The following is a 25343-nucleotide window of genomic DNA, read 5'->3' as shown; positions in this document are numbered from 1 at the left end:
GACTCATGCTCCCTTCGCGGCCTGGAACAGATCCGCCCGCGGATCCTCACCCGCGGTCGCCTCGCGGTACGCCTCGAGTGCGTCACGAGCCTTCCCCGTCAGGTCCTTCGGAACACTTACCTCGACGGTGACCAGAAGGTCGCCGCGGGTGCCGTCCTTGCGGACCGCGCCCTTGCCCCGGGCCCGCATGGTGCGCCCGTTGGGCGTGCCCGGAGGCAGCTTCAGCGTGACGGGCGGGCCGCCCAGGGTGGGCACCCGCACCTCGCCGCCGAGGGCCGCCTCGGTGAAGGTTACCGGGACGGTGACCGTGAGGTTGTCGTCCTTGCGGCCGAACACCGGGTGGGTGTCGACGTGCACGACGACATAGAGGTCGCCCGCCGGCCCACCGCGCTCGCCCGGCGCGCCCTTGCCGCGCAGCCGGATCCGCTGGCCGTCGCTGACGCCCGCGGGGATGCGCACCTGCATGGTCCGCGAGGACTTGGCACGGCCACTGCCCTTGCACACCTCGCAGGCGTTCTCCGCGATCAGGCCGCGGCCCTTGCAGTCCGGGCAGGGGTCGGTCAGGGAGAAGCCGCCGCCGCTGCCCCGGGCGACCTGCCCAGTGCCGACGCAGGTCGGGCACACGCGCGGCGTGCCGTTCTTGTCGCCGGTGCCCGAACAGGCCTTGCAGGGCGACTGCGACGACATCCGCAGCGGGACCGTCGCCCCTTCGATCGCCTCGGTGAAGCTGAGCGTGACCTCGGACTCGATGTCCTGGCCGCGCCGGGGGTGCGTACGCGTCCCCGGTCCGCCCGCGCCGCCGCGGTTGAACAGGCCCCCGAAAACGTCACCGAGTCCGCCGCCGAAGCCGCCGGCCCCCTGGCCGCCGCCCTGGGCGCCGCCTCCGAAGAGGTCGCCCAGGTCGAAGTTGAACGAGCCGCCCGCGCCGCCCGGCCCCGGGCGGAAGCCGCCGTTGCCGAACAGGGCGCGCGCGTCGTCGTACTCCTTGCGCTTCTTGGGGTCGCCGAGGATGTCATTGGCCTCGGAGATCTCCTTGAAGCGCTCCTCCGCCTTGACGTTTCCCTTGTTGGCGTCCGGGTGGTTCTCGCGGGCGAGCTTCCGGTACGCCTTCTTGATCTCGGCCTCGGTGGCGTCCTTGGGGACGCCGAGGACCTTGTAGTAGTCCTTCTCGATGAAGTCCTTGGTGCTCATCCTCGACGCCCCTCCTTCCCTTCGTCCGTGACGTCAGCCCTCGTCCGGGCCACCGCTCTCCTTGTCGTCGGCTTCGGCGGACTCGTCCGCCTTGACCGTCTGCGCCCCCGGCTGGGGTTCGGCCACCGCCACCCGCGCGGGGCGGATGGTGCGCTCGCCGATCCGGTACCCGGGCTGCAGGATCGCGACGCACGTCGTCTCGGTGACGTCCGGTGCGTAGCTGTGCATCAGGGCTTCGTGGATCGTCGGGTCGAAGGGCTCGCCCTCCTTGCCGAACTGCTGCAGGCCCATCTTCGCCGCGGTGCTCTCCAGCGACTCGGCGACGGACTTGAAGCCGCCGACCAGTTCGCCGTGTTCGCGCGCGCGGCCGATGTCGTCGAGCACGGGCAGGAGCTCGGTCAGGAGGTTCGCGATGGCGATCTCCTTGACCGCGATCCGGTCACGCTCGACCCGGCGGCGGTAGTTCTGGAACTCGGCCTGGAGGCGCTGGAGGTCCGCGGTGCGCTCGGCGAGCGCCGTGCGGGCCTGGTCCAGCTGGGCCACCAGAGCCACGTCCTGGCCCGTGTCCCCGGCCGGGGCCGCCCCCTCCTCAGCGGAGGGTGAGGCGGCCTTCGGCTCGGCGTCTTCGGAGGTGGCGCCGGAAGGGACGTCGGGCTGCTGCTCGTCGAAGCCCGGGGTCTCCTCCGTCACGCGGCACCGTCCTTCCGGTCCTCGTCGACGATCTCGGCGTCGACGACGTCGTCGTCAGCGGCCTTGGCGCCACCGGCCGCACCGGCACCACCGGCGGCACCGGCGTCACCGGCCGCCTGGGCGGCACCCGCGTCCGCGTACATGGCCTGGCCGAGCTTCTGCGAGACGGCCGCGACCTTCTCGGTGGCGGTGCGGATCTCGGCGGAGTCCTCGCCCTTGAGCTTCTCCTTCAGCTCGGCGACGGCCTCCTCGACCTCGGTCTTGATCTCGCCCGGGACCTTGTCCTCGTTGTCCTTGAGGAACTTCTCGGTCTGGTAGACGAGCTGCTCGCCCTGGTTGCGGGACTCGGCGGCCTCGCGGCGCTTGTGGTCCTCCTCCGCGTACTGCTCGGCCTCCTGGCGCATGCGGTCGACCTCGTCCTTCGGCAGCGAGGAGCCGCCGGTGACGGTCATCTTCTGCTCCTTGCCGGTGCCGAGGTCCTTCGCCGTGACGTGCATGATGCCGTTGGCGTCGATGTCGAAGGACACCTCGATCTGCGGGACGCCGCGGGGCGCCGGCGGCAGACCGGTCAGCTCGAACATCCCGAGCTTCTTGTTGTACGCCGCGATCTCGCGCTCGCCCTGGTAGACCTGGATCTGCACGGAGGGCTGGTTGTCCTCGGCGGTGGTGAAGATCTCGGACCGCTTGGTCGGGATCGTCGTGTTCCGCTCGATGAGCTTGGTCATGATGCCGCCCTTGGTCTCGATGCCGAGGGACAGCGGGGTGACGTCGAGGAGCAGGACGTCCTTGACCTCGCCCTTGAGGACACCGGCCTGGAGGGCGGCGCCGATGGCGACGACCTCGTCCGGGTTGACGCCCTTGTTGGCGTCCTTGCCGCCGGTCAGCTCCTTGACGAGCTCGGCGACGGCGGGCATACGGGTGGAGCCACCGACCAGGACGACGTGGTCGATCTCGCTGATGGAGATGCCGGCGTCCTTGATGACGTTGTGGAACGGCGTCTTGCAGCGCTCCAGGAGGTCCGCGGTCAGCTGCTGGAACTGGGCGCGGGTGAGCTTCTCGTCGAGGTGCAGGGGGCCCTCGGCGGAGGCGGTGATGTAGGGCAGGTTGATCGAGGTCTCGGTGGACGAGGACAGCTCGATCTTCGCCTTCTCGGCGGCCTCGCGCAGCCGCTGCAGGGCCATCTTGTCCTTGCCCAGGTCCACGCCGTGGCCGGACTGGAACTGCTGGACGAGGTAGTCGACGACGCGCTGGTCCCAGTCGTCACCACCGAGGTGGTTGTCACCGTTGGTGGCCTTCACCTCGACGACGCCGTCGCCGATCTCCAGCAGCGAGACGTCGAACGTACCGCCACCGAGGTCGAAGACCAGGATGGTCTGGTCGTCCTTGTCGAGGCCGTACGCCAGGGCGGCCGCGGTGGGCTCGTTGACGATGCGCAGCACGTTCAGACCGGCGATCTCGCCGGCCTCCTTCGTGGCCTGACGCTCGGAGTCGTTGAAGTACGCCGGGACGGTGATGACCGCGTCGGTCACCTTCTCGCCCAGGTAGGACTCGGCGTCACGCTTGAGCTTCTGGAGCACGAAGGCGCTGATCTGCTGCGGGTTGAAGGGCTTCCCGTCCAGCTCGATCTTCCAGTCCGTGCCCATGTGACGCTTCACGGAGCGGATAGTCCGGTCCACGTTCGTGACCGCCTGGCGCTTGGCCACCTCTCCGACGAGCACCTCACCGTTCTTGGCGAAGGCGACGACGGACGGCGTGGTCCTGGCGCCCTCGGCGTTGGTGATGACGGTGGGCTCGCCGCCCTCCAGAACGCTGACGACGGAGTTAGTCGTGCCCAGGTCGATGCCGACCGCACGTGCCATGGTTGATTCCTCCAGCTGACTTGAGTGGAACGGACTCAAGTGTGCACGACGGCCACCGACCGGTCAACAGAGCTGAGTCGGGCAGGCTCAACTCTTATCCGCTCCTTACACGCAATGGCCCTTCGACCTGCGACGATACGCTGCGTGGAGCGCCGTACACAGGGACACGCGAAAGAGCGAACACCACGACGAGGACCCCTCCCACCACCCACCACAGGGTCCCGGCCCCGAGGTGGCCCGCGTGCGCGAGTACCCCGACGAGCATCCCGGACAACGCCCCGATCCCCAGCAGCAGACTCACGCCCGGCGCGGTCAGCCCGAGCCGCCGCAGCCGGTGCGCCAGATGATCGGGGCCACCGCGGAGCAGACCCCGCCCGCCGAGGCGCCGCACCACCAGCACCAGTACGGCATCGGCGGCCGGCAGGGCGGTCAGCGCCAACAGCACCCCCGCGCTCTCCACGACACCGGAACCGGCCCGGGCGTACACGGCCCCGACCGCGATCACGAACCCCGCGGACATGGACCCGCAGCCGCCCAGCGCCACGCGCGCGGGATGCCAGTTGTGCAGCAGGAACCCGGTCAGGGCGGCGGCCAGGACGCTCATCAACCCCGCGATGCCGTCCATCACCTCGACGGCCGCACAGGCCGCCGCACCGAAGGCCATGACGACCCCGACCGTACCCGCCAGCCCGTCGGCGTGATCGAGCCCCCGGAACGCCAGCACCACCACCACGACCCACCCGACGGCCAGCAGCCCGGTCCCCACCCCGGTCTCCCCGTACGGCACGACACACGCGGCCGCCACAGCCGTACCGGCGGCCAGGACCCGGCGCCGCAGCCGCCACACGTCACCGGCGAGCCCGAGCAGAGCGACGGCGCCCGCGGCGAAGAGCACCCCGCGCGTCCCGTCGGCGGGCGGCCCGGCCCCCAGCCACTGCCCGGCCCCGACGACCAGGCCGGTGACGAGCACGACGGCCACACCCCCGGACAGCGGTACGTCGCGCTGCCGCCGCCGCTCGACCAGCCGCAGCCGGAGCGCCGGGGCCCGCAGGGCGGCGGCGAGCAGGGCGGTGAGGAGGAGGGCGGTGGCGGCGGCGGTGATCCCGTAGAGCACGGATATAAGGTAGGCGGGATTATGACAATTCGGTATGAATAACACGGCGGGATCACGTCCGGATCCGGTCGGTGGAGTGTCCTTGATCCGGTCGGCGATCCGTCGGTGATCCGGTCGGCAATCCGTCATTGATCCGGTCGGTGATCCGGTCGGCGATCCGTCGGTGATCCGGTCGGTGATCCGGTCGGCAATCCGCCATTGATTCGGTCGGTGATCCGGTCGGTGATCCGGTCGGTTTCTGAGGCAACCCTCAGCGATTCAGATCACTGCCCACCCGGCTACGCTGCGGCGGAAGATGAGGGTAGTCTCAGACGGACTGCATAAGTTACCGCTTAGTAATTTCGGGGAACCCTGCACCACGACAGGTCAACCCGACGAAACCCCTCGCAGGCCCGAGGAGCCCCCATGCAACTCGCCGCGATCATCGTGTCGCTGGTACTGACCGTGATCGGCGTCGCGCTGCTCGCACGCGCGATCGGCCAGTTCGTCCGGTACTTCAAGCTGGGCCAGCCGGTCCCCGCCGGTACCCGGACCGACAACCCCTACCAGCGCAGCGTGACCCTGGTGAAGGAGTTCCTCGGCCACACGCGCATGAACCGGTGGGGCATCGTCGGTGTCGCCCACTGGTTCGTCGCCGTCGGCTTCCTGACGCTCCCGCCGACCCTCGCCCAGGCCTTCGGCCAGCTGTTCCAGGCCGACTGGGTGCTGCCGGTCATCGGCGGGTTCCTGCCGTTCGAGCTGTACATCGAGTTCATCGGCGTGATGACGATCCTGGGCATCGCGGTGCTCATCGCGATCCGCCTGCTGAACCTGCCGAGCCGCCCGGGCCGCAAGTCCCGCTTCGCCGGGTCCAAGGCCGGCCAGGCGTACTTCGTCGAGTACGTCATCCTCACCATCGGCCTGGCGATCTACGTGCTGCGGGGCCTGGAGGGCGCGCTCCACCACGTCGACCACTACGAGGCGGCCTACTTCGCGTCGTATCCGCTGGTCCTGGCCTTCAAGGGCCTGAGCGTGGCGGCGCTGCAGAACCTCGTCTACTTCACCGCGATGATCAAGATCGGCACGTCGTTCGTGTGGATGATCGTGGTGTCGCTCAACACCAACATGGGTGTGGCCTGGCACCGTTTCCTGGCCTTCCCGAACATCTGGTTCAAGCGCGAGGCCAGCGGTGGCACGGCCCTCGGCGCGCTCCAGCCGATGACCTCGGGCGGCAAGCCGATCGACTTCACCGACCCCGGTGACGACGACGTCTTCGGCGTCTCCCAGGTCGAGCAGTACTCGTGGAAGGGCCTGCTGGACTTCTCCACCTGCACCGAGTGCGGCCGCTGCCAGTCGCAGTGCCCCGCCTGGAACACCGGCAAGCCGCTGTCCCCCAAGCTGCTGATCATGTCGCTCCGCGACCACGCGCACGCCAAGGCGCCGTACCTGCTCGCGGGTGGCGGCAAGACCATGGAGGGCGAGGAGAAGGCGTCGTCCGAGGCTCTCAAGGACGTCCCGGCCTCCGCGCTGGCCGAGGCCGAACGCCCCCTGGTCGGCACGCTGGAGGAGAACGGCGTCATCGACCCGGACGTCCTGTGGTCCTGCACCACCTGCGGCGCCTGCGTCGAGCAGTGCCCCGTCGACATCGAGCACGTCGACCACATCGTCGACATGCGCCGCTACCAGGTCATGATCGAGTCCGCGTTCCCGTCCGAGGCGGGCACCATGCTCAAGAACCTGGAGAAGAAGGGCAACCCCTGGGGCCTGGCGAAGAAGCAGCGCCTGGAGTGGCTCAAGGAGGTCGACTTCGAGGTCCCGGTCGTCGGCAAGGACATCGAGGACCTGTCCGAGGTCGAGTACCTGTACTGGGTCGGCTGCGCGGGCGCGCTGGAAGACCGCGCGAAGAAGACGACCAAGGCCTTCGCGGAACTGCTCCACATCGCGGGCGTGAAGTTCGCGATCATGGGCGGCGACGAGAAGTGCACCGGTGACTCCGCCCGCCGTCTCGGCAACGAGCCCCTCTTCCAGGAGCTCGGCATGGAGAACGTCATGGCGCTGAACACGGCGTTCGGCGAGGAGATGGACGACGAGGGCAAGGTCACGCCGGAGTCGGCGAAGCCGAAGTCTGCGAAGAAGATCGTCGCGACGTGCCCGCACTGCCTCAACACGCTCGGCAACGAGTATCCGCAGCTCGGCGGCGACTACGAGGTCATCCACCACACCCAGCTGCTCCAGCACCTCGTCGACGAGGGCAAGCTGATCCCGGTCACCCCGGTCGAGGGCATCATCACCTACCACGACCCCTGCTACCTGGGCCGCCACAACAAGATCTACACGCCCCCGCGCGAGATCATCGCCGCCGTCCCCGGCATCCGCAACGAGGAGATGCACCGCCACAAGGAACGCGGCTTCTGCTGCGGCGCCGGCGGCGCGCGCATGTGGATGGAAGAGCGCATCGGCAAGCGCATCAACAACGAACGCGTCGACGAAGCGCTGTCGCTGAACCCCGACATCGTCTCCACCGCCTGCCCGTTCTGCCTGGTCATGCTCACCGACTCGGTCAACGGCAAGAAGAACGACGGCAAGGCGAAGGAGTCCATCCAGGTCGTGGACGTCGCCCAGCTGCTGCTGGACTCGGTGAAGACGCCGGTCCAGGCGGAGGCCACCGACGACGACGGCGACGACGAGCCGCCCGCCGGCACGGCGGACTCCACGAGCGCGCCGGAGCCGGAGCCGGTGAAGTAGGCGGTTCCAGCCGGTTGTTCCGACGGTTTCGACGCCCCCTGTCCCGAGTCATCGGGCGGGGGGCGTCGGCGTTCTACGACTGCTGCCGTACGGGTGGCACGGGCAGCCGCAGCGCGGCTGGAGCAGGATGCCGAGGGCGAAGGGGAGGGCAGGTCGCGGGTTTGACGGCAGTGGGTGTGAAGGTCCTGGTAACCGGGGCGGGCGGCGAGTGTGCACTCGGGGGACGAGCTCGACCGGTCGGCGGGCCTCATGGAGAAAAACAGTCCGAGGGCCCGTCGCCATGTGCCTGGTCCCGGCTCTCGGCGATACGGAGGATGTCCCGCAGGGCCTCGGTGAGACGCTCGGCGAGGAAGCGGAGTTGGGCCTCGGTGGCATCGGGGAGCAGGTCGCCGGCGTGGGCGAGGAGTTGCGCACCCATGTCGAGCCTGGTCGCTTCGGCGATGTCGGCCAGGCGGGACACACGTCCGCCGTCGTTGTCCGTGATCAGGAAGCAGGGCTTGGCCTCGGGACCGGTCCAGGGCAGGAGCCGGAGCGTACGACGCGGGTCGGTGTGCATCAGGCGGCCTCGCTACCGGCGGCCGGATACAGGCCTGTGCCCGGCCGTGCCGATGTGGTGTCGCCCTGTGGGCGCCACTGTTGCTGTTCGTGGGCCACGAGGTAGGGGCGCACGGCGACGGTGGAGGTGCCGTCGATGACGGTGTCCGCGCAGTAGGGGCTGCGGTGGTCGGGGAGGCGGTGGAACCGCGGAGAGGAAACCCCGGTTGCAGGGAGGGGATCGCATAAGGCGTGACGGGGCGCCGGGCGGAGCCGGCATGAAAGGCCCACCCGGGCGACGAGGCGACGCAGGAGCTCGGTCATGGCGTGACCGTATCGCTATTCGCGAAAGGTAGCAAGGTCGAGGAACCGCGTTCACCCTGAGCCCCTGGCCACCAAGTCGCTTACCGTGTAAAGCGGCAAGGTCGAGGCGAGCGTCAGTTGTGGGAGGACATCGTGAGCGCGAGCAGGTGGATCAGTACGTCGATGCCGTATCTGACGCCCCGCGAGCAGGGACAGGGCGACGCCTGGAGCGCGGACGCGGCCACCCGGGGCAGGCGCGGCTCCCAGCGCATCGTCCATGCCGGAGAGGTGCCCGCTCCGGCCGAAGTCGCGCAGTTGCTCGGGCTTCAGGACGGAGAACCGGTCGTCGTACGACGCCGCCTGATCCTCCTCGACGACGAACCGAACGAACTGACCGACACCTACTACCCCACCGCGATCGCACGAGACACCCCTCTTGCCGCAACGGCCAGGATCCGGGGCGGAGCTGTCACCCTGCTCGCCGATCTGGGACATGTCGGCGCCCTGGTCAGGGAGGACGTGACCGCCGGCCTGCCGGACGAAGACGAACAAGAGGCCCTGCGGCTCACCGCGACGGATCCCGTCCTGCGCCTGACCAGGCTCACCCTGAGTCACGACGACCGGCCGATTCAGGTGGACCGTATGGTGATGCCCGCCCAGCGCCAGCAGTTGCGCTACGAGATCAGAATCGGATGACCGTGCCCAAGGCAGAACCGGAAGCCCACGACCGCCGCTCACTGCACGAACGGATCGCGGCCGGCCTTCGCGACGACATCATGACCGGCGAACTGCCGCCAGGCGCGAACCTGCCCTCCACCGCACAGCTCAGGACCCGCTTCGAAGCCTCCAACGCGACGATTCAGAAGGCCCTGCAACTCCTCAAGGACGAGCGCTTGGTGGTGGGACGGGCAGGTGCGGCGGTGACCGTACGCGAGCACAGGCAGCGGACGATACGCCCTGACACGTCCCTCACACCGGCGGCAGCCGACGAGCCCTACCCCTGGCTGGCCGAGGCCGCCGAGCACGGCAGGGACGCCCGCATTACGCTCCTCGACGTGGCGGAGACGAGCGCGCCCGCGGACATCAGAGCCGCTCTCGGCCTCAGCGACGACGACACGGCCGTACTGCGCAGCCAGTTGCTGTTGATCGACGATGAGCCGGCGGAACTCGTGCGGTCCTACTACCCGTTGGACATCGCCCGGAGTACGCCGTTGATGGAGCGGCGCCGGATCAAGGGCGGCACCGCGACCCTGCTCAGGGAACTGGGGCACACACCCCATCGCTGCGTGGACCGGGTCTCGGCCCGGGTCCCCTCGCAGGAACAGTTCGAGGCCCTGCGTCTTCCCGGCAGCCTGCCGGTCCTGTGCACGCTCCGGGTCGTCTACGCCGCCGACGGGCGCCCGATCGAAGCGACCTCGATGGTGAAGGCCGGGCATCTCTACGAGTTGCAGTACGAGTTCGCGGCGGAGTAACTGGCCCGAATGCGAGAGCGGCCACCGCATGGAGCATCTGCCGACCATCACCGGCGACATCCAGCTGGGCGACTGCGGGGGCGTGTACTTCTTCCACTGCCGCCGGTGCCCGGGCCGACCGTGGGACTGGCGCTTCGACTGCCATTGACGGCCCGGAAGGGCGGGCCGTCAATGGACGTCAGGGGCTATGGACGTCAGGGGCCATGGACGTCAGCGGCCTACCCGTACCGCCTCCGACGTCGCCCCGCGGAACGACTCCGTCTTGTCGAACTGCGCGCGGTAGTAACCCCGGCGCCCGTCCGCGATGTCCGCCGAGAAGGCGTGGCCCTCACCGGACCAGGTGGCCTGCGCCGTCACCAGGTCCCTCCAGCGCTTGCCGTCGCGCGAGTACTGGATGTGCACCGGGATGTCGGCGGGCGTCCAGCCGTCGGGGAAGTCCATGGCGCCCTCGACGCGCACGCCGCCGTCCTCGGTGCGGGCGGCGGAGAACGATGTGAAGGCGGAGGCGCGCAGCACGGTGATCTCGGCGCTGTTCGCGGAGGCCTCGGCGATGAACGGGTCGTCGCTGTGCGAGGTCACGCGGAAGGTGCCGGTCTCCCCCGGGACGTGGGTGAAGGTCGTGGCCCTGCCGTCGGCGCCGGTGGTGAAGTAGCCGACACTGGCCCACTGGCCGCCGGACGAGGCCTCGTACAGGACGCCGCCGCTCTGGCCCTCGAAGGGCACCCAGCCCTGCGGGGTCTCGCGCTCCAGGGTCGCCGTGACGCTGACCTCGTCCCCGTAGTCGATCGTCCGGGCCTCCGACGGGGTCTGGATGGTCCAGCGCGTGGCCACCTGCCGGATGTCGATCCGCGTCGACTCGGACTCGCCGTAGACGACGTACGGGTTGGCGCTGTCGTGCCGGTAGACGGCCTGGACGGGCACCGCGTCGTTCACCGTGACCGTGCCGGAGAAGTGGCCCTGCGCGTCGGTGTGGACGGTGTTCTCCGTCCAGTAGTCGACGTCGAGGTCCACCCGGTGGTCCGCGAGCGGCTTCAGCTCGCGGGTCGCCGGCCAGCGTCCCTTGAGGGTGCCGTCGATACGCACCTGCCGGTGGTCGGTGTCGATCTCCGTACGGTCGGGGCGTACGTCCTCGAACACCGCGACCACGAAATAGGCCAGGCTGCCCGCGGAGTTGTCGACGCCCCGGTCGCCGTCGGCGTCGGTGGCCTCGATGCGGACGTCGTAGCTGCCGAGGTCGGGAAGGTCGAGCGGCTTCTTCGTACGCCACACGCCGTTGTCCGCGGTGCCGGAGACGAGGTCGAACGCGTCGAACTCGACGACGGCGACTTCCTGCTGCGTCGCCGCGGAGACGAGATGGGCCGTGATCCCCGTGATGGCACTGTCGGAGCTGATGCCGACCTCCAGGGTGCCGAGATCGCCAGTGGCGCTGTGCGCGTACCGCACATCCGGAACCTGAGCCTCCGCGGCGTTCGCCGCCGGAGCGCCGGTCACCAGCAGCGCCACGACACCGATGGCGGCCGAAACCGCCCGAGTTCTGAACAAGGTCCCCCCACAGGGCTCCATCAAGGCCGTACCTCACGGCCGAACGCCCTTTCTACCGCACGGCGTTGACGGCGGCGCGCGAGTTTCCCGGCAGAGAGACCCCCGCCCCCCCCGGCTGACGCCAGCCGCACAAAGAGAACCGGAAAGCGCCACTCCGTCACCCCCTTCAGTACGGGACGACAGGCGGGTACGACCCTTCAGTACGGGACGACGACAGGCGGGTACGACGCCGAGCCGGTCCGCACGACTACTACGCGGCGGGCGACCCACAGGACCTCAAGGGGTTTCGACTTCGCGGTCATCACCGTGCCCACGCCCTCACCGACCCTGTCCCGGACCTGACTTGCGATGCGCCCGGACCTGCGCGACAACGACTGGCCCGTTTCGGGGTGGGCCGCACGAAGAGGTAGGGCTCACCTTCACCAGCGCTGGTTAAGTATTGAAGGTTCCATCGGCGCTCTGCCTGGGATCGAATGGTTATCGCTGCGTAACTTCCGTACAACTGGCGGAAGTTGCGGGCGGAATCATGGCCTCCGTCACAGCCTGGTCGATCTTGGTCTGCTTCTGTTGCTCTCGACCGCACCAAGTCGCATGCCCACGACCCCCCGCCTCACAAGGGTGGGGGGTCACGCGTGCGCGCATCTTCACAGAGACACACGGGGAAGATGGTCACAGCACGACCGACCGAACCCTCTTCACGCGCGGCACCGCCATGCTCGTCTCCGCCCTCACCGCGGGCGCGATCCTCACCGCGAGCACCGGCGCCCACGCGGCCGAGGCCACCCCTCGCACCACCGCTCCGGTCTCCGTCGCCGCCGAGGCGGCCGACGATGCGGCGGACGACGACGCGGCGGCCGACGCCCAGTGGGAAGCCCTGCTCACCTCCATGCTGTCCATACCCGAGGACGTGCTGGAGCAGGGCGACGCGGCCACCGCCGCCCACCTGAAGCAGCAGGAGACGCGCCACAAGCCGCCGCGCGGTCAGCGTTTCGGCTGGCCCAGCTTCGGGTGCATGGGCGCCGTCGCGGTCGCCATCGGCACCGTGGGGGTCAAGCGGATCGTGAGCGCGATCAAGGCCATCCGCAAGGTAAGGGACGCACGCTCGCCGACGACCTCCAGTGGGTCGGCGCCCAGCTCCTGGGACTCGAGGGCGTCAAGGCAGCCTGCCGCTAGTCACGATCGGAGGCATCGACATGCCGGCAGCGAACATCGTCTTCGCCTGCGAAACCCTGCTGGTCGTCGCGGGCATCATCTGGATGCTCGCGGTCGTCCGCACCCGGGCCCGGGTCGCCGGGGCCGATCGCCCCCGCCTCGGCCTCATCCAGCCGAGGTGCCTAACCTGCTCGTGTTGGCCATCCTCGGGATCGCTCTGCCGGCCATGGCCGGCATGGCCCTGGCGCTGATCATCCGCCAGGAGGAGTCGCCGCTGCGCAGCGCACGCGGCTGGCCGGTGCTGCTCGTGCCCGTCATCGGGGGCGCGACGGCGGGCCTGGCACCCCACCTGTTCTGACGACCGGGAACAACTGTGTCCGGCGGGGCCACGCCCCGCCGGACACGCGCCGTTAGGCGCGATCCCCGCGCCACGACACACCGTCGTCCCCGGACCACGGAAATCAACCGAACTCACGTACAACCCTTACGCCCCGCCACAGGTCTCTTGATCGCCGAACAGCCGTGAACGCCAAGACAACTCCCCGCGAACACGGACAGTCCGGCCCTTCACCGACTGTGGATGTCCGCCAGACATCCCCGCATGCAGCAGGAGACCCCGCATGCAGCAGCACGAGCACCACGCCGGGCGTCGGCCCGTACCCGCACTCCCGTCCCGGCGCCCCCGCGTGCGGCTCGCCCTGACGACCGCCGCCGCGGCCACGCTGACCGGCACGCTGCTCTCGGCGACGGCCGGTACGGCCACGGCCGCGGACGGCACGCACGCCCCGCGGGCCGACTTCAACGGCGACGGCATCGGCGACATGGTGGTCGGCTCGTTCGAGAACGACGGCAACGGCGCGGTCCCCTACCTGCCGTCCGTCTCCCCCAGCACCTCGGGCGTCTCCACGACGGGCTACCCGAACCTCGGCGGCTGAGCCGTACGGGGCTCCCTGGCCGACCGGTTCGTCTCACACCGGCGCCCCCCGAGCAAAGCCCCTCGCGGCACCACCCGCCCACCACCCGTCACGCGAACCCCCAGGCCCGGCTCCCGCCAAGCCCGGCCCGGCACCGCCCCACCCCGCCCCACCCCCACCCCTCCCCATCCCGGAGTTCCGCCTTGCGTACCCGCACCCTCCTGCTGGCCGCCACGCTCACCACCGGCCTGCTGACCATCACCACCCCCGCCACCGCCGCCCCCTCCGGTCTCGCCGGGGACTTCAACGGCGACGGGTACCGGGACATCGCGGCCGGCGCCGCATGCGCCGATGTCGGCTCGGCCTCCTGCGCCGGTGCCGTCGTCGTGCTGTACGGCTCGGCGTCCGGTGTCACCGCCGCCCGCAGGGCCGTCATCACGCAGAACTCCGCGGGCGTGCCCGGCACCGCCGAGGCGGGCGACCTGTTCGGCTCCGCGCTGGCCTCCGGCGACCTGGACCGCGACGGCTACTCCGACCTCGTCGTCGGCGCGAGCAACGAGAGCATCGGCGACCGGGACGGCGTCGGCTCCGGCACCGTCCTGTGGGGCAGCAAGTCCGGCCTGACCAGCGGCAAGGGCCTGCCGCAGCCCTCCACACTCTCCGAGTACGGCAACTTCTCCCGGGGCATCGCCACCGGCGACTTCGACGGCGACGGCGACACCGACGTCACGCTCACCGGCCAGACCCACACCCGCATCTACAACGGCCCCTTCACGCGCACCGCGGGCCCGGTGAGCAACCTCCGCGTCGGCGAGGTCGGCACCACGTTCGAGGTGTTCGCGGGCGACCTCACCGGCGACGGCGCCGCCGAGCGCGTGTACCCCTTCAACGTGGACGGCGACACCGGCGGCGAGATCGACTACTTCCGCTGGACCGGAATGACGTACAAGATGATCGAGCTGCCGAACGCCGACGGCTACCCCGGTTCCATCGGCGACATCAACCGCGACGGCTACGGCGACCTCGTCCTCGGCGACCCCACCGACCCGTACGACCTCAAGCCCGGCGGTCACAAGGGCGGCCAGATCACCGTCTGGTACGGCGGCCCCAACGGCCCCGACCCGGCGCAGCAGCCGACCGTCGTCCACCAGGACACCCCGGGCGTGCCCGGCGCGGCCGAGTCCGACGACGGCTTCGGCGGCGCGGTGAGCACCGGCGACATCAACGGCGACGGATACGCCGACGTCGTCGTCTCCGCCCAGGGCGAGGACATCGACGCGGCGCGGGACGCGGGCTCAGTGACCGTGCTGCTCGGCTCCGCCTCGGGCCTGAAGACCGGCAGCGGCGTGAAGTCGTACACCCAGAACACCGCCGGGGTGCCCGGCTCCGCCGAGTCCGGGGACCGTTTCGGTTCCACGGTCGGCCTGACCGACGTCACCAAGGACGGCAAGGCCGACCTGGTCATCGGCGTCCAGGGCGAGAACAACACCGGCGGACTGTGGACCCTGCGCGGTTCCGCCAGCGGCCTGACCACGACCGGCGCGCAGGGCATCACGGCCGCCGCCGTCTCCCTCAAGGGCGGCGTCCACCTCGGCTCGACGGTGGCCCAGTGAGACGGATCGAGGGTGGCCCGGTGACACGACACGCCCCCGGCCCAGCGACCCAACACGACGTACCAAGGCCCCTCCGAACCCTCCGAACCCTCCGCCCCCTCCGACTCCCCTCAGAGGCACCCACACCCATGCGCCCCCGCCCCCACATCACCACCGCCGCCCTGACCCCGCTGGCCCTCTCCCTCTCCCTCTCCCTGGGAGCGGCCTCCCTCGCCCTCCCCGCCCCGGCCGCGCACGCCGCGCCGACCGCCGCCGCCCCCTACGACTTCAACGGCGACGGCCGCACCGACCTCGCGATCGGCGCGCCGGGCGCCACGGTCGCCGGGCAGGCGCGGGCCGGCGCCGTGTCGGTGGTCTACGGCAGCACCAGCGGCCCGAAGACCTCCACACGCACCCTGCTGACGCAGAACACCGCCGGCATGCCCGGCGCCGCCGAGGCCGACGACGCCTTCGGCTCCGCGCTCGCCTCAGCCGACCTGAACACCGACGGCTACGCCGACCTGCTGGTCGGCACCCCGGGCGAGGACGGCAGCGACAGCAACGACGGCACGGTCACCATCGTCTGGGGCTCGGCGTCCGGACTGTCAGGGGCCCGCTCGCTGTTCAGCTTCTTCAGCACCGACTACGACCGCTACGGCAGGACCCTGGCCGCGGGCGACTTCGACGGCGACGGCGACATCGACGTCGCGGTCGGCTCCACCGGCCCGATCACCCTCTCCCTCGTGAACGGCCCGCTCACCAGGACCGGCGGGTCCAACGGCGGCTCGGGCTCGCGCAACGACTGGTGGTCGTCCTCGAACGGCGTCACCCACCTCTCCTCCGGTGACGTCACCGGCGACGGCCGCCCCCGCGTGGTCCTGCACGGCCGTACCGCGCACGACGGCGCCGCCGCCACCGCCCTCGCCGACATGAAGATCGGCAACTACACCGACTGGTTGCAGAAGCTGCCCGCCGGGTTCGTCTCCGCCGTAGGCGACATCGACGGCGACGGCCACGCCGACATCGCCGTGGGGAACGACCGGGAGGCCTCCGCCGACCCCGGGGGCGCCCTCGGCGGCAAGGTCACCGTCGTCTACGGCGGACCCGACGGCCCGGACAGCGGCCGCGCCCCGCTCGTCCTCACCCAGGACACCGCCGGTGTGCCCGGCGCCGCCGAGAAGGGCGACCGCTTCGGCAGCGGCGTCTCGCTCGGCGACATCAACGGCGACCGGTACGCCGACCTGGCCATCGGCACCCCGGGCGAGAACGGCTCCGCCGGTGCCGTCACCGTGCTGTACGGCTCGGCGTCCGGGCTGACCACCAAGGGCGCCCTCTCGTACACCCAGAACACCGCCGGTGTGCCGGGTGCCTCCGAGACGGGCGACCGGTTCGGGGAGCGCGTCACGCTCACCGACCACACCGGCGACCGCCGCGCCGACCTGTCCGTCTCCGCACCGGGCGAGAACTCCGGCGACGGCGCCGTCTGGTCCCTGCGCGCGACCGCGACCGGCCCGACCACGTCCGGCTCGACGAGCTTCGGCCCGGGCACCACGGGCATCTCGACGTCCGGCACCCCTGGCTATGGCACCGCGCTCAACTCCTGACCCACGCAAGCCCCTTCCGACCGGGCACCCGCCCCTTCCGAGCCGGCATCCGCACCTTCGGCACCGGCCTCATCGACCGACGAAGCAGTCGACGACCCAGCCGCCGCACCAGCCGCCGACCCAGCCCACGCACCAGCCGCCGACCCAGAAACGACGCACCAGGAGATCCCCATGCGCAGATCCACCTCGACCGCCCTGGTCGCCGCCCTGCTGGCGACCGGCGTCACCCCCGTCCTCCTCGCCGGCCCCGCCACCGCGGCGCCGGCCAAGCACTACGACGACTTCAACGGCGACGGCCGCCGCGACCTCGCCTACGGCGGCTACAACGACGTGGACCGCGAGGGCGGCACGATCACGGTCGTGTACGGCACCGCCACCGGCCTCGACACCGCCCACCCCAAGTACCTCCACCAGGACAGCGCGGGCGTCCCCGGGGCGGGCGAGGAGGACGACCAGTTCGGCGCATCCCTCGCGAGCGCGGACCTCGACAAGGACGGTTACGCGGACCTCGTCGTCGGCAACCCCACCGAGCACGTGGGCAGCGACGACTACCGCGGCACCGTCACCGTCCTGTGGGGCTCGAAGTCCGGCCTGTCCGGCGGCACCAACATCTCCCCCGTGGGCGGCGCGGGCGGCCACTTCGGCCGTGACCTGGCGACCGGCGACTTCACCGGCGACGGCTCCCCCGACCTGGCTGTGATCGGCGGCGAGGAGGCATGGCTGTTCCGCGGCCCCTTCACCAGGTCGGGCACCACCGGCAAGGTCAGCAAGATCGACAAGGGGTCGGCGGGCTGGTACTCCTCCGCCCTCGCCGCCGGCAAGGTCGACGGCGACGGCAAGACCGACCTGGTCGTGATCGGCACGGAGATCAACGGCAGTCAGATCCGCGAGCGCGCCTGGTACCTGAAGGGCACCTCCTCCGGCCTCTCCTCTGGCGCCTCCAAGACCCTCAGCGACCGTCAGCAGGGCCTCTACCCGAGCCCGGTGATCGGCGACTTCGACAAGAACGGCTACGGCGACATCGCCCTCGGCGTGCCGGACAAGGACAACGGCAAGGGCGCCGTCACGGTCTGGCGCGGCACGTCGTCGGGCCCGGGCACATCGGTCACCTTCACCCAGGCCACCTCGGGCGTCTCCGGCAGCCCCGAGACCGACGACAACTTCGGTTACGCGATCTCGGCCGCGGACACCAACGGCGACGGCTACGCGGACCTCGCGGTGGGCGTCCCGCACGAGGACGTCGACGGCAAGGAGGACCAGGGCGGCGTCCACGTCTTCCGCGGCGGCTCCGGCGGCCTCAGCGGCGCACGCTCGTCGTGGATCGCCCAGACGGTGCTCGGCGCGGCCGACTCCCACGCCGCCTTCGGCTACACCCTCCGCCTGCGCGACCTGACCGCCGACGGCAAGGCGGACCTGGCCGTGGGCGCGGCGGGCGGCGCGCTGCTCATGCGCGGCACGAGCACGGTCCCGACGAAGACCGGCGCGATCGCCCTGCCGGAGCTGGGCGGCGGCTTCGCGGACTGACCGGCTTCGAGAGACCGGCCCGCGCCGGCTTCGAGAGACCGGCCCGAGGCGGGTTCGAGAGACCGGCCCGGGCGGGTGCGCCAAGGGCCGGCCCCTCCGCACCCGCCCCGCACATGGCCCGTACGGCCGAACCCTGACACCCCACGGACACCCAAAGCCCCTTCCCCTTAAGGGATGTCACAGCTCGGCCGCAAAGCCCGGCCCACAAGCCCGGGCCCGGCACGCCACCGCCGGGGACCAGGTACGTTCGAAGACGTGGCTGGATTCAGGATCGGACGCGGCCGGAACAACGGCGCTCCTCAGACGCGACCGCACAACCCTCCGTACGGGCAGCAGACGCCGCAGGGACCGCCGTACGGCTCCCCGCCGGCGCCTCAGCCGTACCCGCAGCAGCAGCCGTACGGCAACGGCGGCGGCCCCACCTGGCCGCAGCCGAACGCCGGGCACGGCGGCGGCTACGGCGGGCAGGGCGAGCCGGAGTACTTCGGCGACGGCGCGTACCCACCCGGCCCGCAGGGTCCGCACGACCCGTACGCGGCGAACAACCCGGGCCACACCCAGGCCTTCTCGGTCGGCGAGGACCCCTACACGCAGGGTGACACCTACCGCGCCGGCTCGGCGGCCCCGGCGCCCGGCCCGGTCGGCCCGCGTCTGCACTGGAAGCAGCTGCTCCGGGGCATTGTGCTCGCCCCCAACCAGACGTTCCTCCAGATGCGGGACTACTCGATGTGGGGCCCGGCCCTCGTCGTCACGTTCCTCTACGGCCTGCTCGCCGTCTTCGGTTTCGACGGCGCCCGCGAGGATGCGATAAACGCCACACTGTCCAACGCGGTGCCGATCGTCCTGACGACGGCGGTCGCCATGGTGCTGAGCGCGTTCGTCCTGGGCGTGGTCACCCACACGCTCGCCCGTCAGCTCGGCGGCGACGGCGCCTGGCAGCCCACGGTGGGCCTGTCCATGCTGATCATGTCCCTCACGGACGCACCCCGGCTGGTCTTCGCGATGTTCGCAGGCGGCGACGCCACGTTCGTGCAGCTCCTGGGCTGGGCCACCTGGATCGCGGGCGGCGCGCTGCTGACCCTCATGGTCAGCCGCTCCCACGACCTGCCCTGGCCGAAGGCGCTGGGCGCGTCGGCGATCCAGCTGATCGCGCTGCTGTCGATCGTGAAGCTGGGCACGGTCTGATCCGTCACGCACGAGAGAGGGGCTCCCCAAGGGAAGCCCCTCTCTGTGTCTACGTGTCTGTGTCTCTGTGTCTGTGTCTCTGTCCAAGAGTCCGCCGGTCAGGCGTCGAGCACCTGCCCGGCCCGCCGTACGACGGGCGGTTCAACACTCCACGGGAAGTTGATCCAGTCGTCGGTGCGCTTCCACACGTACTCGCACTTCACGAGCGACTGGGACTTTTCGTAGACGACGGCACTGCGCACCTCGGCGACGGTGTCGAGACAGAAGTCGCGCACCAGCTTGAGCGTCTTGCCGGTGTCGGCGACGTCGTCGGTGATCAGCACCTTCTTCCGCGAGAAGTCGATCACGTTGGGCACGGGCGCGAGCATGACGGGCATCTCGAGGGTCGTCCCCACGCCGGTGTAGAACTCGACGTTCACCAGGTGGATGTTCTTGCAGTCGAGGGCGTAGGCGAGCCCGCCGGCCACGAAGACACCGCCGCGGGCGATGCTGAGGACTATGTCGGGCTCGTAGCCGTCGTCGGCGATGGTCTGCGCGAGCTCGCGCACGGCGACGCCGAACTTCTCGTAGGTCAGGTTCTCCCGTACGTCAGTCATGCCGCTGTCGCTCACACCTGGGTCCGATGGAAGTTGAGGAAGGACCGGGAGGCGGTCGGCCCGCGCTGCCCCTGGTACCGGGACCCGTACCGCTCGCTGCCGTAGGGGAAGTCGGCGGGCGAGCTGAGCTTGAACATGCACAGCTGCCCGATCTTCATGCCCGGCCAGAGCTTGATGGGCAGGGTGGCGAGGTTGGACAGCTCCAGGGTCACGTGGCCGCTGAAGCCGGGGTCGATGAACCCGGCGGTGGAGTGCGTCACCAGCCCCAGGCGCCCCAGTGAGCTCTTGCCCTCCAGCCGGGAGGCGAGATCGTCGGGCAGGGTGATGACCTCGTACGTGCTGGCGAGGACGAACTCGCCCGGGTGCAGGATGAACGGCTCGTCGCCCTCCGGCTCGACGAGCCGGGTCAGGTCGGCCTGCTCGATGGCGGGGTCGATGTGGGGGTACCGGTGATTCTCGAACACCCGGAAGTAGCGGTCGAGGCGCACATCGATGCTCGACGGCTGCACCATCGATTCGTCGTACGGGTCGATCCGCACCCGCCCTGCATCGATCTCGGCCCGGATGTCTTTGTCTGAGAGAAGCACGCCCCGAGGATACGCAAGGCGCACGGAGCGACCACAACCGGACGTCTCCGCGCGCCTTGCCCCTGTTGCCCTACTGCTCATCCGCTACGGCACGGCCGCACAGCCCTGCGCCGACACCCACCGCGGCTGCCTCCGCCGGCCCCTGCGTGACCACACCGTCCGGCTACTGCAAGCTACGGCCCGCTGCCGATACCGCTACCGCTACCGCTTCTGATAGCTGACGGGCACCACGCTCCGGAGCCGCGCACATCGCGGGCACCGAAGCAGCCGCCCGGGGCCGAGCCGCTCGGCCTGCTGCATCGGGAACGAAGCGGTGCTGAACACGTGCCCATCGGCACAACGGACGACGGTGCGCTCCATCAAGTCCCAGAGTCCCTTCCCCAGAGCCGCGTCTGGCTACTGCTCGCCTGACGACAAAAGCCACAGTACGGGATCAAAGGGACGCCCCTCCAGGCGGCACTCCGATCCCGCCCGGACCCTCTCACGCCCGACACGGTACGCCCCAACTCCGTTCCCCCGCAGCCGCATCCCACCCCTGAAACGCCCTCAGGCCCCGCGACGCGAACGCCGGAGGCCTGGCATGAGGTAGAGTGAGCGAGCATTCGACACCGACTCCGGTCGGCGTCTTACGCGGGTGTAGTTTAATGGTAGAACATCAGCTTCCCAAGCTGAGAGCGCGAGTTCGATTCTCGTCACCCGCTCCACGAAGAAGGCCCAGGTCAGAGACCTGGGCCCTTTTGCTGTCCGCTGTGATCACTCACCGCGTGCCAGATCCGTGCCAGAACGCTTCTCGGCGGCCTTCCGGGCAGCCTGCTCCCGAGCCTTCTGGACCGTGGCGTCGAGACCGGCGGCGGCCTCTTCCTGTCGCTCCTCGTCGGAGTGCTGATAGATCAGCGCGGCCTTCTCGGACGACTGTCCGGCGCGCACCATCGGTGAGTAGGATCGTGGCGGTCGAGGCGTCAATGCGGATCACACGCACAGAGATTTCTCCTTCTGAGTCGACCAACCCACCACTTGGGATCGAACTCCTAAAGCGGGTGTCGCAGGTTCGAACCCTGCCGGGGGCACACGTAGAAGGGCCCAGCTCAGGGGTTTCCTCCCAGGCTGGCCCTTCGCCGTTTCAGGCTCCGTGCCACACGCGTGCCACTACGTCCATTCAGCGTCCTCACCTGAGGGGCCTGGGGCCACTCCCCACCGCCCCGGATCATGGCCCCGACTCCAGCGATCTCGACTTGGCCCCCTCCCGATCACCCTCAGCGGACCACTCATTGCTGGTGGCTCCCTTCCGAGGCTCGACGACGCCGGCGTGCGGCGGCAGACGAGCACGGACGCCTACGGACTATCAGCACAGGTGAGTGGCACACCAGCCCAAGCCATCAGCATCTCGGCGGTGTCAGCGGCGTTCACGGCCTCTTGATGGACCACCCGCGGCTACTCTTGAATTCGCTGAATCCACGAGGTGCGAGGGTCGGCTTGGCGGTCGAACGATCGGGGGATGGCCCATGGATGACACCGGGAGAAGTGACAGCCCGGCGGGCGTGAACACGAAGCTGTACCTCTCCTCCCTCGGTCTGGCCGCTGCCCTGCTGATCGTCATCAGGCTGTTCGCGTTGCCGCACCTCGGCGGGGCGACCAAGGTGGGTCTCAGCGACACGATCATCTCGATCGTCGACTCGCTCACCGGAGCCGCGGTGGCCGCCTTGTGCGTCTCCCTGCTCGTGGTGTTCTTCTACGGCCTGAAGCGGCAGGAACCGATGGAGGTTCAGGTCACCGCCCCCGGATCGATCGCCGCGGAGCTGACCAAGGCAGCAGACGCCACCAACTCCTGGGACTACCGAGGTCATACGGCTCGGTATTTCAGATCGACGGTCCTACCGACCCTTCTCCAGCGCGCAGAGAGACAGGGGCACTATCTCTCGGTGAACGTGCAGGTGCTCGATCCGGACAACGTGGAACTCATGGACTTCTTCACCGAGTACCGGAGGAACGCGAACCCTGACCGCCGGGACTACTGGACCCGGCGGCGCGCGCAGGCGGAGATCGCCGCGACCATCATCAGGCTCCAGCTCTTGAGTTACCAGTTCTCCCGGCTCAACTGCCGGGTGTACCTGGCGTCCACCGTTTCACCGTTCACGATCGACCTGTCCGATACCTGCGTGATCGTGACCCGCGAGAAGGCCGGCACTGCCGCGTTGAAATATCCGGTCGGTTCATCCTTCTACGACTCGACCAAAGAGGACATGCGGTTGAGCAACCGGCAGAGCACGGAGCTGCCCCTCCCCCGGTCCGCCACCGAGCTGGATCCTGGTTCCGTCGCGGACGTTAGAGAAGTCCTCTCCCTGCTAGACATACTCCAAGGGGCGGACGACGAACTCTTGAACCTGACGCTGGACGCGTACCGAAGGCCGGTGAACCCCTATGCCAGCGCGTGAGGCGATCAGCTCGTGGATGACCCGTCAAGGGTGGCCGAACCTACGGACGTACTTAGACGACGCACCCTCCTACCTGCACCCGTACGGATTCCTCGTGTTCCGCCTGCCTTTGGACACGTTCCCGGAGTGGGGCATCCGCGTGCATCTGTGGCCGCCCGCCGGAAAACGGAGAACAGACTCCGACCCCTTCATCGTGCACAGCCACGGCTGGGATCTGCTGACACGTTCCGTCGTGGGCTGTGTCCGGCACGCGATGTACGACGTGGATGACGGCGCGACGGCTGTCTGGTACGACTCGTTCACCGTCGAAAGCTCGCCCGGAACCGGAGTAAGCGTTCTCTCGCCGGAAGGAAGGTCCACGAGTGTCCGCATGGTGTCGGAATGGGACGCCACACCGCAGGAGAGCCCGCTCCACATTCCTGCCGGGAGGTTCCACACCACGACAGGCCCGCATGAAGCCGTATGGGATTCCTGGTCCGTGACCCTGGTCGCCACCGAGCACGTGGCCAGCAACGACTCAAGGGTGCTCGGCCCCTCCAAAGGCAGTGCCGTGGTCAACGAACGAGCCGCGATCACAGATCCCGGTGTTCCGCTCTCTGTGGTTGACCACGCGTACGAGCAACGGATCAATGGATCCAACCAGTGGACGTCTTTTGTCTTCCTGATCGACTCGGGAAGGATCCTGCTCGCGCGGACTCGCCGCTATCCCAGGTACTGGCATCCCGTCGGGGGCCAGATGGAGTCCTGGGACGACACGCCCTTGGACACCGCTCGCCGCGAGGTGCGTGAAGAGCTGGGCATTGATTTGGACGCGGGGGAGATGATCTCGATCGGGTGCCTCCCCAGGGACGAAGGGCCCGGGAAGATCCACGCATGGGTCTGCGTCGGAGCCTTTCCCGCGCGTCCCGAAGTACAGGAGGAGGAGATCCACGAGGTCCGGTGGACGACGCTGGAGGAAGCCCTTCGCGCGGACTCCCTGGCCGCGTCGCAGGGCTTCCTCACCACCATCTCCGACCGGCGGCGCGAGTTCGGCCTGGAGATTTGACCCCGGCCTCGAAAACGGGCGTCGCCCCCACCTGAACGCCCCACGGATCCGGCGACAGCCACCACTACCGCACCATCAGCGATCCGGGGTGTTCCTGCCGATCCCTTCGCACCTGGGGTGAGGATGACAGAGGCTCGGTGCGGAGACTCAGGGCGTCTGACGGCTCCGGGGCCGCAGGATGCCATGGGGCGACGATCCAAGCTGCTGGTCAGGAGTCGAGTTGGTTGCGGACTAGTCGGTGGCGCGCGATAGGCGCAGACCAAACAGCCACGCCCGTGCCAGACGCGTGCCAGATCGTGTGGGGAGCCATGGGGAACACGGGGTAGAGGCTCGGCGAATGGTCAGACGCCAGCAGCGCTCCCGTGCAGGTCAGTCGGCGGCGCCGACTACCTCCTCTGCATCAAGGTTCCCGGAGAACCCAACGGCTCATGCGAGGTTGGCCAGGGGCCCCTACGGGACGTTCTCACCGTTCCTGACGGAAGGGCTCATCGACGGATCGCAGATCCCGGCAGAACGGTAGGTCACCAACCGCAGCCTGACCGTGCCGAGGGAGCCGAGCGAGCTCTCCTGCCCCCTGCCTCCCCTTGCTCAGGTCTTCCTCAAAGCCATTGCCGGAGAGGCATGTTCACCACAAGATCCAGATGTCGGGCCGATCACTGCGACCGTCTGACCCACGGTTCACTCATGCGGCGCGACAAGCATCTGACCAACTGTTGATCAAACAGCACCAGCCCTGAGGAAAGGAGACGCGCCATGCAGACCGTTGCTTCGACCCTCCAGTGGACCTTCCTCGTCGCCGGGTTCGGCGTCCTGGGCGCGGCCTTGATGAGTTCGGTGCGGATGAAGCTCTCCGGAGCAGGCTTCGGCAAAGTCGTCGAGAACCTCGAGGGCCGGTGGTTCGGAGCGGGGTCGGTGCTGCTCGCGCTGCTCGTCGGAGTGGCGGCGATGACCGGTGTCGGACGCTTGTCCGGTCACGGTGTCGGCCTCGACGAGGCCGCCCTGGTGGTCTTTCCGCTCGCCCTCGTCGCGGCCTTCGCGGTGCGCCGGATGCCCGAGAAGCTCGGAAACACGACCGTGGCCCGCGCATCGGGGCTGATCGTCGCACCCGCGCTGCTGGGCGCGATGTTGTCCGCCGCCGGCTGAACCTGCACCCCCCTCCTGGGGATGGATGGCTCACAGGCCGCGTAGACCGCCGCAGGGTAGCCCTCCTGAAAGCGCACCGCGCGTCCGCGCAGGAAGGAACCGTCTCAGTCCCGCGCCGCCCGGCCCAGGACAGGTCCCAG

General features: G+C 69.5%; 20 protein-coding genes, 1 tRNA gene and 1 pseudogene. 13 read left to right on the top strand and 9 right to left on the bottom strand.

Features of this window, described 5'->3' with window-relative positions:
* Positions 1–3: 3 nt before the first annotated feature.
* The 4 genes from dnaJ to ACFZDE_RS19945 all read right to left on the bottom strand — a co-directional run bounded on the left by dnaJ (position 4) and on the right by ACFZDE_RS19945 (position 4854).
* Complete coding sequence (dnaJ, locus tag ACFZDE_RS19960) at positions 4–1191, bottom strand: molecular chaperone DnaJ (protein ID WP_391003407.1); 1188 nt, start codon at positions 1189–1191, stop codon at positions 4–6.
* A gap of 33 nt (positions 1192–1224) precedes the next feature.
* Entirely contained in the window at positions 1225–1881 is a 657-nt protein-coding gene (grpE, locus tag ACFZDE_RS19955; protein ID WP_391003405.1) for a nucleotide exchange factor GrpE, read from the bottom strand.
* Positions 1878–3740, bottom strand: coding sequence for a molecular chaperone DnaK (gene dnaK, locus ACFZDE_RS19950; RefSeq protein WP_391003402.1), 1863 nt, complete (start codon positions 3738–3740; stop codon positions 1878–1880). The genes grpE and dnaK overlap by 4 nt, the downstream gene beginning before the upstream one ends.
* A gap of 94 nt (positions 3741–3834) precedes the next feature.
* Positions 3835–4854, bottom strand: coding sequence for an undecaprenyl/decaprenyl-phosphate alpha-N-acetylglucosaminyl 1-phosphate transferase (locus ACFZDE_RS19945; protein ID WP_391201140.1), 1020 nt, complete (start codon positions 4852–4854; stop codon positions 3835–3837).
* A gap of 405 nt (positions 4855–5259) precedes the next feature.
* Here ACFZDE_RS19945 and ACFZDE_RS19940 point away from each other — a divergent pair, with 405 nt between their 5' ends.
* Positions 5260–7578 (top strand): heterodisulfide reductase-related iron-sulfur binding cluster, encoded by a 2319-nt coding sequence (locus tag ACFZDE_RS19940; protein WP_391201138.1) that lies wholly within the window; start codon positions 5260–5262, stop codon positions 7576–7578.
* Between the two features lie 247 nt (positions 7579–7825).
* Here the strand turns inward: ACFZDE_RS19940 and ACFZDE_RS19935 are convergent, their stop codons facing one another.
* Positions 7826–8134 (bottom strand): hypothetical protein, encoded by a 309-nt coding sequence (locus ACFZDE_RS19935; RefSeq protein ID WP_391201136.1) that lies wholly within the window; start codon positions 8132–8134, stop codon positions 7826–7828.
* A 434-nt stretch (positions 8135–8568) separates the two neighbouring features.
* Here ACFZDE_RS19935 and ACFZDE_RS19930 point away from each other — a divergent pair, with 434 nt between their 5' ends.
* Together ACFZDE_RS19930 and ACFZDE_RS19925 are read left to right on the top strand one after the other, a co-directional pair.
* Positions 8569–9111 (top strand): UTRA domain-containing protein, encoded by a 543-nt coding sequence (locus ACFZDE_RS19930; protein ID WP_391201134.1) that lies wholly within the window; start codon positions 8569–8571, stop codon positions 9109–9111.
* The gene (locus tag ACFZDE_RS19925; RefSeq protein WP_391201133.1) at positions 9108–9887 is read left to right on the top strand and encodes a UTRA domain-containing protein; all 780 of its coding nucleotides are present in this window, start codon (positions 9108–9110) and stop codon (positions 9885–9887) included. The genes ACFZDE_RS19930 and ACFZDE_RS19925 overlap by 4 nt, the downstream gene beginning before the upstream one ends.
* A gap of 210 nt (positions 9888–10097) precedes the next feature.
* Here the strand turns inward: ACFZDE_RS19925 and ACFZDE_RS19920 are convergent, their stop codons facing one another.
* The gene (locus ACFZDE_RS19920; RefSeq protein ID WP_391201130.1) at positions 10098–11429 is read right to left on the bottom strand and encodes a hypothetical protein; all 1332 of its coding nucleotides are present in this window, start codon (positions 11427–11429) and stop codon (positions 10098–10100) included.
* Between the two features lie 712 nt (positions 11430–12141).
* On the opposite strand from ACFZDE_RS19920, the gene ACFZDE_RS19915 reads away from it, so the two are divergent.
* The 6 genes from ACFZDE_RS19915 (at position 12142) to ACFZDE_RS19890 (ending at position 19400) form a co-directional block, all read left to right on the top strand.
* On the top strand, positions 12142–12939 hold the full coding sequence (locus ACFZDE_RS19915; RefSeq protein WP_391201128.1) for a hypothetical protein: 798 nt from the start codon (positions 12142–12144) through the stop codon (positions 12937–12939).
* Between the two features lie 262 nt (positions 12940–13201).
* Positions 13202–13516, top strand: coding sequence for a hypothetical protein (locus ACFZDE_RS19910; protein WP_391201127.1), 315 nt, complete (start codon positions 13202–13204; stop codon positions 13514–13516).
* 182 nt (positions 13517–13698) lie between these two features.
* Positions 13699–15108 (top strand): FG-GAP-like repeat-containing protein, encoded by a 1410-nt coding sequence (locus ACFZDE_RS19905; protein WP_391201125.1) that lies wholly within the window; start codon positions 13699–13701, stop codon positions 15106–15108.
* A 128-nt stretch (positions 15109–15236) separates the two neighbouring features.
* Complete coding sequence (locus ACFZDE_RS19900) at positions 15237–16691, top strand: FG-GAP-like repeat-containing protein (RefSeq protein WP_391201123.1); 1455 nt, start codon at positions 15237–15239, stop codon at positions 16689–16691.
* Between the two features lie 171 nt (positions 16692–16862).
* Positions 16863–18215: an FG-GAP-like repeat-containing protein gene (locus tag ACFZDE_RS19895; RefSeq protein WP_391201121.1), complete on the top strand. Its 1353-nt coding sequence runs from the start codon at positions 16863–16865 to the stop codon at positions 18213–18215.
* 174 nt (positions 18216–18389) lie between these two features.
* Positions 18390–19400, top strand: coding sequence for a YIP1 family protein (locus tag ACFZDE_RS19890; RefSeq protein WP_390999050.1), 1011 nt, complete (start codon positions 18390–18392; stop codon positions 19398–19400).
* Between the two features lie 98 nt (positions 19401–19498).
* Here ACFZDE_RS19890 and ACFZDE_RS19885 read toward each other — a convergent pair whose 3' ends face one another.
* The gene (locus tag ACFZDE_RS19885) at positions 19499–19996 is read right to left on the bottom strand and encodes a phosphoribosyltransferase family protein (RefSeq protein WP_390999048.1); all 498 of its coding nucleotides are present in this window, start codon (positions 19994–19996) and stop codon (positions 19499–19501) included.
* Between the two features lie 11 nt (positions 19997–20007).
* On the bottom strand, positions 20008–20583 hold the full coding sequence (gene dcd, locus ACFZDE_RS19880; protein WP_030846430.1) for a dCTP deaminase: 576 nt from the start codon (positions 20581–20583) through the stop codon (positions 20008–20010).
* Between the two features lie 630 nt (positions 20584–21213).
* Between dcd and ACFZDE_RS19875 the strand changes: the two genes are divergently transcribed.
* Positions 21214–21287 (top strand) — tRNA-Gly (locus ACFZDE_RS19875).
* Positions 21288–21336: 49 nt separating this feature from the next.
* Here ACFZDE_RS19875 and ACFZDE_RS19870 read toward each other — a convergent pair.
* Positions 21337–21513: pseudogene (locus ACFZDE_RS19870) on the bottom strand (site-specific integrase); the annotation flags it as partial.
* A gap of 572 nt (positions 21514–22085) precedes the next feature.
* Between ACFZDE_RS19870 and ACFZDE_RS19865 the strand changes: the two are divergent.
* From ACFZDE_RS19865 to ACFZDE_RS19855, 3 genes are all read left to right on the top strand, one after another.
* Entirely contained in the window at positions 22086–23015 is a 930-nt protein-coding gene (locus ACFZDE_RS19865) for a hypothetical protein (RefSeq protein ID WP_391201119.1), read from the top strand.
* A 94-nt stretch (positions 23016–23109) separates the two neighbouring features.
* A complete protein-coding gene (locus ACFZDE_RS19860) occupies positions 23110–24060 on the top strand; it encodes an NUDIX domain-containing protein (protein WP_391201117.1) in 951 nt (316 codons plus the stop codon).
* Between the two features lie 753 nt (positions 24061–24813).
* Positions 24814–25203: a hypothetical protein gene (locus ACFZDE_RS19855; protein WP_391201115.1), complete on the top strand. Its 390-nt coding sequence runs from the start codon at positions 24814–24816 to the stop codon at positions 25201–25203.
* The last annotated feature ends 140 nt before the right edge of the window (positions 25204–25343 follow it).

Source organism: Streptomyces sp. NPDC007929 (genome assembly GCF_042959065.1).
Lineage (GTDB): Bacteria > Actinomycetota > Actinomycetes > Streptomycetales > Streptomycetaceae > Streptomyces.
Note: the sequence above shows the minus strand (reverse complement) of the source record. Positions and strands in the feature narration are given on the sequence as shown.